Consider the following 14,519-nt stretch of genomic DNA (forward strand, 5'->3'; position numbering starts at 1 on the left):
ACCAACAAAAATCTCGATTAATATGTTAGGAACATCATCAATAGTAGTTATAATAGGCATTATAATAGTAGCCATTGGGTTACTTGTATGGGTTATATCCATGTACAAAAAAATTATCCAAGGAAAAGTTCTCGTAAGAACTGGAGCAGGAGGAACTAAAGTTTTCTTCAATGCTGGATTAGTAGTACCTGTGCTCCATAAAATGGAAATCATGGATATTTCAGTAAAGAAACTAGAAATAGAAAGAACGGGAGTTAATGGATTAATCTGTAAGGACAATATCCGGGCAGATATCAAAGTAGCTTTCTTTGTTAGAGTTAATAAATCTACTGCTGACATTATTAATGTAGCTCAAACTATTGGTTGTGAAAGAGCCTCTGAAATTGATGTTTTGCGTAATTTATTTGATGCTAAGTTTTCTGAAGCATTAAAAACCGTTGGTAAGAAATTTGAGTTTGTAGAATTATATGAAGCCAGAAGAGAATTTAGAGATGAAATTATAAATATTATCGGAACAGATCTTAATGGCTATATTCTTGACGATTGTGCTATTGATGATTTAGAACAGACTTCTTTGAGCGTCATGAAACCGGACAACATCTTAGATTCTGAAGGAATCAAAAAGATTACCGAATTAACTGCTGCTCAAAACATTAAATCTAACCTCATCAAACGAGATGAAGAAAAAGTAATTCGCAAACAAGATGTTGAAGCACGTGAAGCTATTTTAGAATTAGATAAGCAACTTGCTGAAAAAGAGGAGCAACAAAAACGCGAAATTGCCAATATCAAATCTCGTGAAGAGGCAGAAACCCTTAAGGTATCAGAAGAGGAACGTCTCAAATCTGAAACTGCTCGTATCGCAACTGAAGAAAAAGTAAAAGTTGCAGAAGAAAATATGCAGCGACAAATCATCGTTGCTTCTAAGAATAAAGAACGTACAGATGCTGTAGAAACAGAAAGAGTAGAAAAAGACAGAATGTTGGAGGCTACAGAACGCGAACGTATTGTAACCTTAGCTCAGATCGAAAAAGAAAAAGTAGTAGAAGTTGAGAAAAAGAACATCCAGGATGTGATTCGCGATAGAGTAACCCTAGAAAAAGGTGTGGTTGAAGAGCAAGAGAACATGAAAGATATTGAGGCTTTCAAAACTGCTGATCGTGAGAAACAAGTAAAAATTACCATTGCAGAAGCAAATGCAGAAGAAGCATTGATTAGAACAATCAAAGCCGCAGAAGCACAAAAAGAAGCCGCTAAGCAAAAAGCAGAAGAAATTAATATCGAAGCTCAAGCACAGAAAGAAGCTAGTGAAAAAGAGGCAGAAGCTCGTAAAACATTAGCTGAAGCACAAGCAAAAGAAGAAGCTACATTAGGTATGTCTGAAGCACAAGTAATGCATGCTAAAGCAGATGCGCATGAACGTGAAGGTCTTGTTGAAGCTACTATTATCGAGAAGAAAGCAAAAGCTGAAGCTGCAGGTATCTTAGCAAAAGCTGAAGCGATAAAAGAAGAAGGGCTAGCAGAAGCAGATGTAATCAAACAAAAAGCACTTGCAGATGCAGCAGGAATTGAAGAGAAAGCAGAAGCAATGAAGAAACTTGATGGTGTTGGTAAAGAACATGAGGAATTCAAGCTGCGCCTGGATAAAGAATTACAAGTTGACTTAGCTCATATCAATATCCAGAAAGAAATTGCCGATGCACAAGCAGAAGTAATAGGAGAAGCGCTTAAAGCAGCTAATATTGATATCGTTGGTGGTGAAACTATGTTCTTTGATCAGATAGTAGGTCAGATCACAAAAGCTAAAGGAATTGATAGATTGGTTCAGCATTCTGACAACATTCAGGATGTAAAGGATGCAATCTTAGGAAGCGAAGATGTAAAAGGTAATCTTTTAGAAAAAATAAAAGATTTTGCCACTCAATATGGAATCTCTTCTGAAGATATTAAAAATCTAACGATCGCCAATATATTAATGGATTTGAAACAAAAAACTACAGATCCATCAGAAAATGATTTATTCACAAATCTATTTAACCTTGCTAAAGGATTAGGGTTATCAGACAAAAAATTGAAATAAAAACTGAATAATACTCCTCCTTCTTTTTAATCAAGAAAGAGGAATTCAGAAACAATAGAATGAATATCATAACTACATTTTTAAACCCATAAAAGTCTTCCCATCCTGGGGAGACCTGGGATGGGATTTGTTTAACTTTTAATACGGTTTAATATGGGGTTTGGAGGATCAACAGCTGCGATGATTACATCGCTAAAAAATAATAGTAGAAGGAAAAAACGTGAAGCTTTTGATGGATGGACGAGTTCTGACAAAGAAAGCCAAGGAATTAAGACAGAACCTGTTTCTCAAGAAACTTTAGCAAAGATTCGTAAAAAGATGAGGAAACAGAATCGAGTGAATACCATAAAAGGTGTAATCATCATTTCGATAAGTATAGCGATAACAGCTTGGTTGTTTTTTAGGTTAACTTATAGAATGTAATCTTATGGGAGGATTTGGATCAGCTCAAGGAATGATTACTGCAATCAAAAACAACAATCGTAGAAAGAAAAGAGAAGTTTATGATGGATGGACCGAAAGTGATAAAGAAAGTCAAGGCATCAAAGTAGAACCCGTTTCAGAAAAAACTTTATCTGAAATAAGGAAGAAAATGAAAAAACAACAGCAAGTTACATTTATAAAAAATTTTATTATTGCAATAATTGGACTCATTGCTTTTTTCTTTTTCATACAATTAGTCTTCTTATATTTTGAAAATGACCCTGGAATTGGATGGAATCCATATTAACATATTAATCTTAGAAAAATGAATAAAAAATTTATAGGATTACTCACCGTATTATTAATAAGCATCAGTGCACTCGCATTAAATACGCATTTCAAAAAAAAGAAGTTAAATGCTAATGGCGTAATCGCAACGGCAGTGATCGAGAAGATAACATCAAATAAATACGAGAATGAGATAGGCACTCCTGTAGATAACATTCATATTACGTATAAGTACATCGTTCATACCAAAGAAATTGTAAAAACTCAGGAGATTCTTAGACACGAACATGATCAATATTTTGAGACCAATACCGTAGTCGGGGATTCGATTAGTATCAAATACGATACTAAAAATCCTAGTAATTCAAGGATTGAGAAAATTGCGCAATTATCAAACTAAAAGAAGAATTTTAGTACAACTATGCAAGAAGAAAACGCAAACAACATACAACTAGACGGGGGAACCTACGAGATTATCCAAAATCGTTTACAAAAACAAAAGGGTGAACTCCAAAATCGTCTAATACAGCTTAATGAAGCCCGTAAAGAAGTTTTTGGTAATGTAGAAACAAAGCTTATTGCCAATAATCGAATCAATACAGAACATAATTGTATTGCCCGAGACATTGTAACCATTGGTGAATATTGCCTTTTTGGGTACAATGTACATTTTGGACTTCGTACAGAGATTACGTTAGCAGATGTATTTAGTATATACACGTATACAAATGATCATTTTACTATTAAACCATTAGATCTCATAAACGATTCGATATTTATAGATGATTTTACTAATCTCTATAAATACTATCGTAATACCATATTTTCAAAATTTGCTATTGTTGGAAATTACTTGCATATGGTATTTCAACTTAGTGAAAGCGTTTCTGATATTAAAACCTTTAAATGGTTAATCAATGAAGGTAAACTTACCTATATTGATAACCGTAGCGAACATGAGTTTAAATTCCCAAGACAACATGAATTTAATTGGACCGAAGTTACTCGTGACATGCATCGTTATGGTACACATCCACATATCTCCATTCTTGATAAAGTATTCGTCGAAACTGTAGGAGGAGATTTAACCATTAAAATAGAAGACAATACTGATGATGGAAAAGGAATTTTGGATGAAGCTGTAGAGCATATAGACCAAACACTAGATGATGGTCAGTATCGATTTGCAGATATCGGAAACTTAATCGCTTTAGAAATTAAACCTTTTCAGGAAGCACCTCGCTATTTTGTATATAATCACAAAATGCAGGAAGTCAAAAAAATAAGTTGTATCAAAGATGCCTGTGTATTGCTTCCTGATGATCAAGGGATTATTTATCCTAATGGATATTACCTACAATCAGGTGAATTTAAATTATTTACTAATGAAGTAAATGATGTAAAATTTCAGGAAAAAATTAGTTCTCCTAATGGTGAAGATTTTCTTTATGTTTTTTACGAAAGTGAAAAAGGGTTATACACTCTTATGTCATACAATGTAATCGAACAAGAAGTAACAACCCCCATTATATGTAATGGTTTTACAATACTAGAACAAGGAGAATTATGCTATTTCAAAACAGAAGATGAACAAACCAAACATCATGTTATTCAGATATGGCAAACGCCTTTTATAAAAGGTAACACGATACCATCAGAACACACTGACACATTACTTTATAAGATTGGAAACAAAGACATTGTTAAAGCAATGGCAGAGAGCAATGCCCTAATTACTCTTCTTAACAAAGAAGATAATTATGATGGTTTGTATGATGATATTTCCAAATTTTCAAATGATATTGTCGACAGCTACTATTGGATTCGTGAGGATGACACGTTTAGGTTAGATATTCCTCTCGAAGAAATTAATGGCGCTGCCAATGCTGCAATTGATGAATTCGAAAAAGTAGTTCAGCTTAGAAGAACTGCAACAAATATCACCAAAGAAACTAAAGATAAAGCCGAAGGTATTTTTGGCAAAATCAAAAGCAGTTCTTTTAAATCCATTGATGACTTTGTCCTGGTATTATCACAACTACGTACCTTACGTGGCGAAGTAATAGGCTTGAATGACATTCGGTATGTAGATAAAGTATTTATCGAGAAATTAGAAGCTGAAATTGCAGAACAAACTGAAAAAATTTCACAACGATGCGTTCAGTTTTTACTAGACGATAAAGCACTACTACCCTATCATGCTCGTGTAAAAGAAAAACAGGAGTTATTAGAAAAGATTAAAAAAGTAATTGATGCCAAAAAATTAGAAGAAGAGGTAAATCAGATCGCTATCGACCTCGAAATGTTAATTGATATTGTTTCTAATTTACAGATTGAAGACACCTCCCATTCTACTAAAATTATTGATAACATCTCTTTGATTTTTGCTACAATAAATCAGCTTAAAGCAGGAATCAAAAACAAAATCAAATCTTTGGGTAGCAAAGAAGCTACTGCAGAATTCGCTGCACAACTCAAATTGGTAGATCAAAGTATTATCAACTATTTGGATATTGCCAATACTCCAGAAAAAACAGATGAACTGCTCAATAAAGTATCGGTTCAATTAGAAGATCTCGAAGGACGATTTGCCGATTTTGAAGAATTCATCACCCAGATTATTGAGAAAAGAGAAGAGGTATATAATGCCTTCGAAGCTCGTAAAAATGGTCTGATCGAAGCTCGAAACAAGAAAGCAGTTGCTTTAGAAAATGCTGCCAATCGAATTCTGAAAGGTGTAAATAAAAAAGCATTAAGCTTTGGTTCTGTTGTAGACATCAATGGGTATTTTGCATCAGATCTTATGATCAATAAATTGAGAGATATTGTTAATCAATTACAAAAACTAGATGATGTAGGTAAAGCAGAAGCTATTGAGACTGCTATAAAAGTAGCCAAAGAAGATGCTACGCGTAAACTTAAGGATAAGCAAGATCTATATGAAGATGGTGAGAATATCATCAAACTTGGAAAACATAAATTTGGAGTAAACAAACAACCTCTTGATCTAACTATTGTATATAGAGATGGTAGTTTGAATTATCATCTTACAGGAACCGATTTTTACCAGGAAATTACAAATGAAATCCTGTTAAAATCAAAAAAATACTGGGATCAGGAACTCATTTCTGAAAACCAAGAAGTTTACCGCGCTGCTTATCTGGCTTATAAAATATTCAAACATCATAATACTGTAGATTTAAATGCACTTAAATCTATGGACGATGAAGGGCTATTAGCCCTTATAAAATCCGAAAGTAGTAAAAACTATGCAGAAGGGTATGTAAAAGGAGTTCATGATATAGATGCTGCCAAAATACTAAAGGTACTAGTGACCAAAGATCATGATTTAGGATTATTACGCTTTACACCCAATACACGAGCTTTTGCACAATATTTCTGGCATAGTTTAGAAACAGAAAAACAAAACTATTGGAATGAGACAATCAAAGCCTCTGGTGAAGTCTTAGCTATTTTTCCTGATAGCAATGAATATCATAAAGTACTTTCTCATTTAGAAAAAGAGATCAGAAATTCATTTTCTTCTTTTCTGGTTGGAATAGAAGGATATTCAGATAACATCTCTAATAAAGTTGCTGAGTATCTGTTTACAGAATTACAAAACGATCATACGTTTTGTATTAGTCAAACAGCAAATGAGCTTTATGACACTTTTATTGCAGAATTGCAAAAGAAAAAGGGATTTACAAAACTAAAGAAAGCACTTCAGCTGGATACTAAACCTCGCTCAAATGGCAATGTGGATTGGAACAACAGAATCAATCTTGCCATACAGTGGGTAGCCTCATATCTAAAAACAAATCATCATACATATACGGAGTATAAACATGAGATCGTTTGTATTTTATTATTTAAAAATGAATCTACTTCAGAAGTGATTCATATGAACCCATCACAAACCATTACAGAATTAAATGGTAGTCATAGCTTAATTACAGATAATATTTTCGAATTTAATTATCATGATTTTATTTCAAAAATGGAACAATTTACAACTATTGAAGTTCCGGCCTTTGAAGCGTATAGAGAAGCAAAACACTCCGTTACCGAAATTCTAAAAGACGATCTTAAGCTCAATGAATTCAAACCAAAAGTACTTTCCTCTTTTGTAAGAAATAAATTAATTGACCAAGTATACTTACCACTATTTGGAGATAACTTATCCAAACAATTGGGAAGCGTTGGAGACAATAAGCGTACTGATCGAATGGGGATGTTATTACTAATATCACCTCCAGGATATGGTAAAACAACTTTAATGGAATATATGGCTAATCGACTGGGGTTAGTATTTATGAAAATCAATGGTCCGGCAATTGGTCATGAAGTAACTTCTGTAGATCCTATGGCAGCCAATAACGCTTCTGCAAGAGAAGAACTCAAAAAACTCAATCTAGCTTTTGAGATGGGTAATAATGTAATGTTATATCTAGATGACATACAGCATTGTAATCCCGAGTTTTTACAGAAGTTTATTTCTCTGGCAGATGGTACCAGAAAAATTGAAGGTGTCTACAACGGAAATCCTAAAACTTATGATTTAAGAAGTAAGAAATTTTGTGTCATTATGGCTGGGAATCCATATACAGAAAGTGGAGAAAAATTCCAGATTCCGGATATGTTAGCTAACCGAGCAGATATTTATAATCTAGGAGATATCATTGGAGATACAGCAGATCTTTTCAAATTAAGTTTGATAGAAAACGCTATGACTTCTAACCCTGTTTTACACCAATTAAGTAGTACATATTTTGAGGATATCTATCAATTAATAGAAATTGTTGAAACAGGTTCTCAGGAAGGTATAGAGCTTAAAGGTAATCATACAAAACAGGAAGTACAAGATTACTTATCTGTATTAGGAAAAGTGGTTACTATACGTAATACAGTGCTAAAAGTGAATGAAACGTATATTAAATCTGCTGCCATGGAAGATGCATATCGCATAGAACCTTCTTTTAAATTACAAGGGTCATATCGTGATATGAGCAAACTTGTTGCCAAGGTAGTCCCAATTATGAATGAAAAAGAGCTACAAACCCTTCTCCTATCTCATTATGAAAATGAATCTCAGACATTAACCAGTGCTGCAGAAGCCAATTTGTTAAAATATAAAGAAATGACCAGTACAATTTCTAAAGAGGAAGCTACACGTTGGGAAACCATCAAGGAGGCTTTTGTTAAAAATAACAAACTCAAAGGTTTCGGAGATAAAAATGAAATGGCTCAGGTACTAGCTCAAATGATGCAATTTAGTGACCATCTAGCGGGGATACAAGAAGTATTAAAAAAGGGATTAGACAAGTAATCCAATTCATTATATTCGTTAAAACGCATTCATAAAATCACATTGAAATGAAAAAGAAAATTGATCCTAATCTATTAATAGCTATCGGAGTTCTTATTGCAAGTTTTTCTGCACTTTTTGTATATATGAGGCAAGCTAGTATTATGAGTAGGCAAACAGAAATTCTTCTAGAACAAACCAAAGCTAACGCCTGGCCCAGATTATCTGTCAATGCTCATCTAAATTGGTCAGATAAAAAACTAGAAACGTTACAGGTCAAAATCCATAATAAAGGCACAGGGCCTGCTATCATAGAAGGAGTAAGAGTTTTATATGATGGTAAGTATGTAACACATTGGCAAGATTTATTTTTAAAAACTAAAATTCCGGATTCTATTAGTAAAAGCATTTCGAATAAAAGTGTCAACAATTCTGTAATGTCAGCCAACGAAAATTTCTATTGGGTACAGTTTATTAATGATCCTAATTTAGCAAGTTGGATGTACAAAAATCGTCAAAAAATAACAATAGAAATTTGTTATAAGTCCGTTTTTAATGACTATTGGCTATTGCGAAAAGAAGGGTTCGATAACGATACGATTATACAAAAATTAGGTACTCAAGAATGTACTATACCATCAAATGAAGTTTTCAAAACATAAAGTTGTAGAGATTGCTTTACACCTAGTACAAAATTAGGATAAGCCTACTCCACTATTTTTAATATTTAAAAATATTTCATATATTTACATAAGCACTTATATAAATACTTATGCAAGATCATTTACAACAGTTTGGAGAATTAGGCTTAGGATCCAGGTTAAAGCGGTTAAGTGAATTTATGATGAAAGAGATTCAACTTGTATACACAACCTGTGGCATTGATTTTGACCCATATCTATTCCCCATATTCAAGGTGATTATTGATCAGGAAGTTGCAACTACAACAGATATTCAGGAAAAACTACAATACACACAACCTGCTATTACACAAGCCTTAAAGAAATTAATTGATAAAAAATTAGTTAATTATAAAATTGACTCATCAGATAAGCGAAAAAAGTTTTTTAGATTATCTAAAAAAGGAAAGGAAATGCATCAAAAAATGATTCCGTTATGGGTAGTGATCGATCAACAGATTAAATGGCTTACTGAAGGAAGTGCAATAAGCTTACTACATCACCTTACCCATCTCGAAAATCAATTACACATAAAATCACTAAGCAAACGAATTCTTGAAACGTATCAAAACAATTCTTTATGACTATTATAAAAGACATATCAATAATTCCATTTGACCCAAAATACGCAAAAGACTTTGCTAGTCTTAATGTAGAATGGCTAGAAAAGTATTTTGTGGTAGAACAACTTGATGTTGAATTATTAGAGCGATGCGAAGAAAACATTATCAATAAGGGCGGATATATTTTCTTTGCCAAAGTTGAAGAGGAAATTGCAGGAACTTTTTCTCTCATCAAAGTAGAAGATAACATATATGAATTAGGAAAAATGGCAGTCTCCCCAAAGTTTCAAGGTCATAAAATAGGACAACAACTACTACAATTTTGTATTCGTTTTTCAAAAGATCAGGGATGGTTAAAACTACTTTTGTATTCAAACAGGATACTAGAGAATGCTATTTATATATATATAAAATACGGTTTTAAAGAAATTCCGATAGAAAAAAACCCGCTTTATAAACGAAGTAATATCAAAATGGAACTTACATTATAAGTAAAGTCCGTTTCATAATTTAATGGTATGAAACGGACTTAGCAGTAAATCCCCTTTTTACCAATTATAAATCTTTTTGGTTACCGTATAATTCTTCCCATAATTATTATCCCAGTATTCCAGACCATTTACTCGGTAAACTATAGCATACTCAACAGTATCTATTGATTTATCTATTTGTACATTTCCTGTCCATCGCTCTATTCCAAAATTATTTGGACTTTCGACTAGAAACAAGGGCCCATTATTCCAAAATGGTCTATATCCTAGTGAAAAATAACCTTGCGTCTGCCATCCGTCGGTAGTATATACAACTCCTACTTCCTTACTTGGCGCAAGATTTCTTATGTCTACGGTAACAAACATTGAATTTTGATCATAATATGGATTATAAGATACACTTACATAGTCTTTATCAACACTCACATTAAGATTAGGATCAGCAAAAAAATAACCCTCCTGAATGGACATAGCATAATTTTTTTCTCTATTGTTATCCCAATAAGTAGTACCATTTACTTCATATTTGACAACAAACTCATCATCATAAACTTGAGTTGAAGTACTGAGATTTCCAACCCATATTTCATTTTCATCATCAATATTGAAATCATAAGATAATTGAATTTCTTCCCAATTCCCATCTGTTTTTTTATGAAATACACTTACAGTTTTATCAAAACCTAGATTGGCTACTTTAACTGTAAATTTCTTTGAATATGTAGTAAACCCTCTATAATTACCATAAGCTGTCCATGCTTTGATCAAATGTACTGGGGTAATATCATCTTTTGCAGATATTCCTGATACTGTTCTCTCTTTATGTTCTATAAAATCATCTTCTGTTGCACAAGAGAAAATGATTAAACTCAGTAGTAAATAAAAATACTTTTTCATTTTAAATTGGTTTTTGGTTAATGTGTTTAAGTTTTCGAAAAATTTAGTATTCGATTATAAAGTCAAACTGAAGTACGTTAACAAGACCTTAACACACAATTTGCAGTCTGAGATTTAACTTTTTTTTTACCAAAAACGTTTTCGATGGGGTAAAGTTTTAACTCAAAATTAAGCTCAAAAAATAGGAATTATAGCATCCTTAAAAACATGAGATTATAATTTTTAAAATGATTTTAATAGCGAAATTTTTAGGCATTTGATCACGAAAATTATAGTAGTCATTTTAATCAAAAATGTGTTACGAAAAGCTTTTCAGAGGTTTCTTTGAAAACTAAAGGACCTTTTTTCGTAAACGGAGGAACAAAATGGAAAATGATATATAACGAAAGAGATTTTAATAATAACACAACAGTCAAATCCCTTTTTTAAAAAGGGGCAAAAACCCCTTTTTCATACATTAAAACTTACCCTTTATCATATCAAAAACCCTTTAAACACGTTTACTACCAGCCACTTGCGCTTATGTGGTTTTAACAAAATGCGTGTTTACCTTTTTAAAACTACAGAATAATAGTATTTTTATTTGCAGATAATACTTCTAAATGCATACGGGAGATATCAAAAAATTATCATTTTAGTAAAAATTGGAATTTAATAAAACTCTTTTACCTATACTAAACCAGTCAAAGTGTTGAACTGTGAATAAAGACGAAAACAAAAAAAGTAAACTATAATCAAAACAACCCTAATCAAATTTCTGGTAACTACCAGAGTCACGTAAACATCTTAAAACAACTAAAAAATGGACAGAAAAACCAATTCAATCGGATACCTTCCTGTAATCATTATCACAGCGATCATTACGGCAATCATCATGTATATCATATTATGCAAACTGAAGCCCGATCCACCAATTGTTGAAAAACCAGAAGAGATCATTTCTATTAAAGATGCTGTAGAACTTCATCTGAGTTATAGAAAAAATCGTTCTTGTATTATTAAAGCTTACGAAGGTCAAGACAGTACAATAACATCACTTTGTTCGACAAGAAGAAAACCTGACCCAAATTTTGTTCCTTCTTTAGCTTTTGATCTGGATAAAAAATTTCTGGAGCAATATATTGCATATGTTAATCAGATTACCCCCGATACTACTGATATTACAGGATATCGTTTGTATATTGGTAATTATCCTGATTCGACATACTTTAGAGACGGTAAACCAATACCAGACCGAAGAAGAAATACATTTTTTATCGCACCGACAACCTTAGTTGAAAACGAAACAAGAGGATTTACTTTTGTAGACAGAAACAACGATGGGGAACAAGAAATCCTTTTCCTGGAGGATGAACTTGAGTTAAGAACATCAACACCAGGTCAAAATCCTCCTAAAGCAAAGGTTAATACGGCAAGTTTCTTTTCCTTCACCAGTCAAGGCGGCGGTGATCAGAGTACTTTAGCAAATGAACTTGGAGGGCATCCACCTAACGCGCAATAATACGTTTAATATTATCATGAGCTACCTATCAGAATTACGTATATTTTCTTTAGCATTTCAATTAATTACAGCTTTAGTTGGATTGATATACTTTTATAAATATAAAAAAACCTTTTTAAAATATTTTCTAATTTTCTTATGGTATGTTGGAGTTAATGATATAGTTGGATATATTCTAAACGAAAATTCATATGAAGTAGCTTGGTTATACAACACATATTATTTAATTGTTTTTAATTACCTCATGTTTCTTTTTAGGAATTATTTATCAAGTAATAACCATAAAAAATGGATTATACTATTGATTGTGTTATACAACTTATCCGTTTTTATCAATAGTTTTTTTGAAAATTATTATGATGAATTTTCCACAATGCCATATATTATTGGCGCTAGTTTTGTAATTATTAGTATCATATTTTATTATATTGATATTTTAAATTCGGAAAAAGTATTATTCATTAACAAAAACATCCTTTTTTGGATCAGTATTGGAGTATTAATCTATTATTCTGGAAATATTCCTTTCAGAATTGTTAGAAATTATGTTGGCGAATTAATTGATGCATCAATTCAATATATGGTTCTTCTTATTTTAACTTTTGTAATGAATCTTTGCTTTATTAGAGGTTTTATATGGAGCAGCAAGAAACGGCAATATTAATAGCAAGCATAGTCCTTGTCGTAATTATAATATTATTGATTGTATTGTTTAGTATTTTTCAAAAAAGGAAGAATAGTTTGCTATTACAACAAAAAGAAGCCGAGAAAAAATTTGAAACTGCTATTGCAGAGACTCAAATCGAGATCAGAGAAGAAACCCTGCGAAACATTAGCTGGGAGTTACATGATAATATTGGCCAGCTACTCACGCTGGCCAAAATACAAGTAAATATAGCTCAGGATGATCCAGGCAAATTAGAAGAAGTTACCGAGACCATTACCAAAAGTCTCACCGAGTTACGGTCATTGTCAAAATTAATTAATCCAGATGCATTAAAAAGTCTTAGCCTCACAGAGGCCATAACGTTAGAAATAGAAAGATTTAATCGTCTACAGTTTATAAAAGCGACTATTACCAGCAATGAAGAAATAGAGATTTTAGATGATAAAGTAGAGATTATTATCTTTAGAATCTTACAAGAGTTTTTTACCAATACGATAAAACATTCTAAAGCCTCTACCCTAGATGTTAACGTGAATTATGATGAGGAAAAAATAATTATACATGCAAAGGATGATGGCGTTGGTTTTGATAGTACAGATATGACCACCAGACAGGGCATTGGCCTATCTAATATGCAAAACCGAGGAAAATTAATAGACGCTAATGTTGCCTTAACTTCTGAAAAAGGAAAAGGAACAGCAATCACATTGACCTATCATTATAAAAAAGAAAGTTCGGCTACATTAGATGATGAAGTTGATTAACTTTGTAACAACAACAAATTGGTGTCATGCTGAACTTGTTTCAGCATCTCATAATGTGTTTCAAAATACTATTTTGTAGTTTGAGACCCTGAAACAAGTCCAGGGTGACAAGCAAATTATTATGTTTGCAGTAATTTGATTATTAAAATAATATAGAGCAAAGCAATACAACACAAGTCATGAAATACTCAGTAGTTATAGTAGAAGATCATATCTTACTATCTCAGGCACTATCTGGTTTAGTAAACGGATTTGCAAAATTTAAAATTTTATATATCTGTAAAAATGGGAAAGAACTTTTAACAAGGTTCAAAGATCCAAAAAACATTCCTGATATCGTTCTTATGGATATTAATATGCCCATCATGAATGGGATTGAAACTACAGCTGCTCTAAAAGAGCAATACCCACAAGTTAAGGTACTAGCTCTATCTGTAGAAGAAGATGAAAAAACCATTCTTAAAATGCTGAGAGCAGGAGCCAAAGGATACCTTTTAAAAGATACTGAAAAAAGCATCCTCGAAAATGCACTTGTCGAAGTACAAGAAACAGGATTCTACCACACCAAAGATGTTACTAATTTGTTATTGGGTTCACTAAATCCAAAAAAAGAAAATACTGTTGTACTTAAAGATCGAGAAGTAGAATTCATTAAGCATGCGTGTACAGAAAAAACATATAAAGAAATCGCAAATGATATGTGCTTAAGTCCTAAAACCATTGAAGGTTACCGAGATTCTATTTTTGAAAAACTAAACCTTAAAAACAGAACGGGTCTGGTTATTTATGCTATTAAAAGTAAATTATTTATTCCTTAGCATTTTCTTTTCACTCTACTTTATTGTTCCAACTCTTCG

Annotated in this window: 13 protein-coding genes; 12 read left to right on the plus strand and 1 reads right to left on the minus strand. The window is 32.3% G+C overall.

Going from position 1 to position 14,519, the window contains the following annotated elements:
• Window positions 1-22: 22 nt before the first annotated feature.
• The 8 genes from DK442_RS09810 (at window position 23) to DK442_RS09845 (ending at window position 9,833) form a co-directional block, all read left to right on the plus strand.
• Window positions 23-2,080 carry a flotillin family protein gene (locus tag DK442_RS09810; protein ID WP_109435684.1) on the plus strand — a complete coding sequence of 686 codons (2,058 nt, stop codon included), beginning with the start codon at window positions 23-25 and terminating at the stop codon, window positions 2,078-2,080.
• Between the two features lie 153 nt (window positions 2,081-2,233).
• On the plus strand, window positions 2,234-2,503 hold the full coding sequence (locus tag DK442_RS09815) for a hypothetical protein (RefSeq protein ID WP_109435685.1): 270 nt from the start codon (window positions 2,234-2,236) through the stop codon (window positions 2,501-2,503).
• Between the two features lie 4 nt (window positions 2,504-2,507).
• Window positions 2,508-2,810, plus strand: coding sequence for a hypothetical protein (locus tag DK442_RS09820; RefSeq protein WP_109435686.1), 303 nt, complete (start codon window positions 2,508-2,510; stop codon window positions 2,808-2,810).
• 18 nt (window positions 2,811-2,828) lie between these two features.
• Window positions 2,829-3,191: a hypothetical protein gene (locus DK442_RS09825; protein ID WP_109435687.1), complete on the plus strand. Its 363-nt coding sequence runs from the start codon at window positions 2,829-2,831 to the stop codon at window positions 3,189-3,191.
• Window positions 3,192-3,212: 21 nt separating this feature from the next.
• Window positions 3,213-8,120 carry a DNA repair ATPase gene (locus DK442_RS09830; RefSeq protein ID WP_109435688.1) on the plus strand — a complete coding sequence of 1,636 codons (4,908 nt, stop codon included), beginning with the start codon at window positions 3,213-3,215 and terminating at the stop codon, window positions 8,118-8,120.
• Between the two features lie 47 nt (window positions 8,121-8,167).
• On the plus strand, window positions 8,168-8,761 hold the full coding sequence (locus tag DK442_RS09835; protein WP_109435689.1) for a hypothetical protein: 594 nt from the start codon (window positions 8,168-8,170) through the stop codon (window positions 8,759-8,761).
• A 110-nt stretch (window positions 8,762-8,871) separates the two neighbouring features.
• On the plus strand, window positions 8,872-9,363 hold the full coding sequence (locus DK442_RS09840) for a MarR family winged helix-turn-helix transcriptional regulator (RefSeq protein WP_109435690.1): 492 nt from the start codon (window positions 8,872-8,874) through the stop codon (window positions 9,361-9,363).
• The gene (locus DK442_RS09845; protein ID WP_109435691.1) at window positions 9,360-9,833 is read left to right on the plus strand and encodes a GNAT family N-acetyltransferase; all 474 of its coding nucleotides are present in this window, start codon (window positions 9,360-9,362) and stop codon (window positions 9,831-9,833) included. Before DK442_RS09840 ends, DK442_RS09845 begins: the two co-directional genes overlap by 4 nt.
• Before the next feature lie 57 nt (window positions 9,834-9,890).
• Here the strand turns inward: DK442_RS09845 and DK442_RS09850 are convergent, their stop codons facing one another.
• Complete coding sequence (locus tag DK442_RS09850; protein WP_109435692.1) at window positions 9,891-10,730, minus strand: carbohydrate-binding protein; 840 nt, start codon at window positions 10,728-10,730, stop codon at window positions 9,891-9,893.
• 802 nt (window positions 10,731-11,532) lie between these two features.
• On the opposite strand from DK442_RS09850, the gene DK442_RS09855 reads away from it, so the two are divergent.
• The 4 genes from DK442_RS09855 (at window position 11,533) to DK442_RS09870 (ending at window position 14,480) form a co-directional block, all read left to right on the plus strand.
• Complete coding sequence (locus DK442_RS09855) at window positions 11,533-12,231, plus strand: hypothetical protein (RefSeq protein WP_109435693.1); 699 nt, start codon at window positions 11,533-11,535, stop codon at window positions 12,229-12,231.
• Between the two features lie 16 nt (window positions 12,232-12,247).
• A complete protein-coding gene (locus DK442_RS09860; protein ID WP_109435694.1) occupies window positions 12,248-12,895 on the plus strand; it encodes a hypothetical protein in 648 nt (215 codons plus the stop codon).
• On the plus strand, window positions 12,868-13,662 hold the full coding sequence (locus tag DK442_RS09865; RefSeq protein ID WP_109435695.1) for a sensor histidine kinase: 795 nt from the start codon (window positions 12,868-12,870) through the stop codon (window positions 13,660-13,662). The genes DK442_RS09860 and DK442_RS09865 overlap by 28 nt, the downstream gene beginning before the upstream one ends.
• A gap of 179 nt (window positions 13,663-13,841) precedes the next feature.
• Entirely contained in the window at window positions 13,842-14,480 is a 639-nt protein-coding gene (locus tag DK442_RS09870; protein WP_109435696.1) for a response regulator transcription factor, read from the plus strand.
• The last annotated feature ends 39 nt before the right edge of the window (window positions 14,481-14,519 follow it).

It is taken from the genome of Aquimarina sp. AU119, from assembly GCF_900312735.1.
In the GTDB taxonomy this organism is placed as follows: Bacteria; Bacteroidota; Bacteroidia; order Flavobacteriales; family Flavobacteriaceae; genus Aquimarina; species Aquimarina algiphila.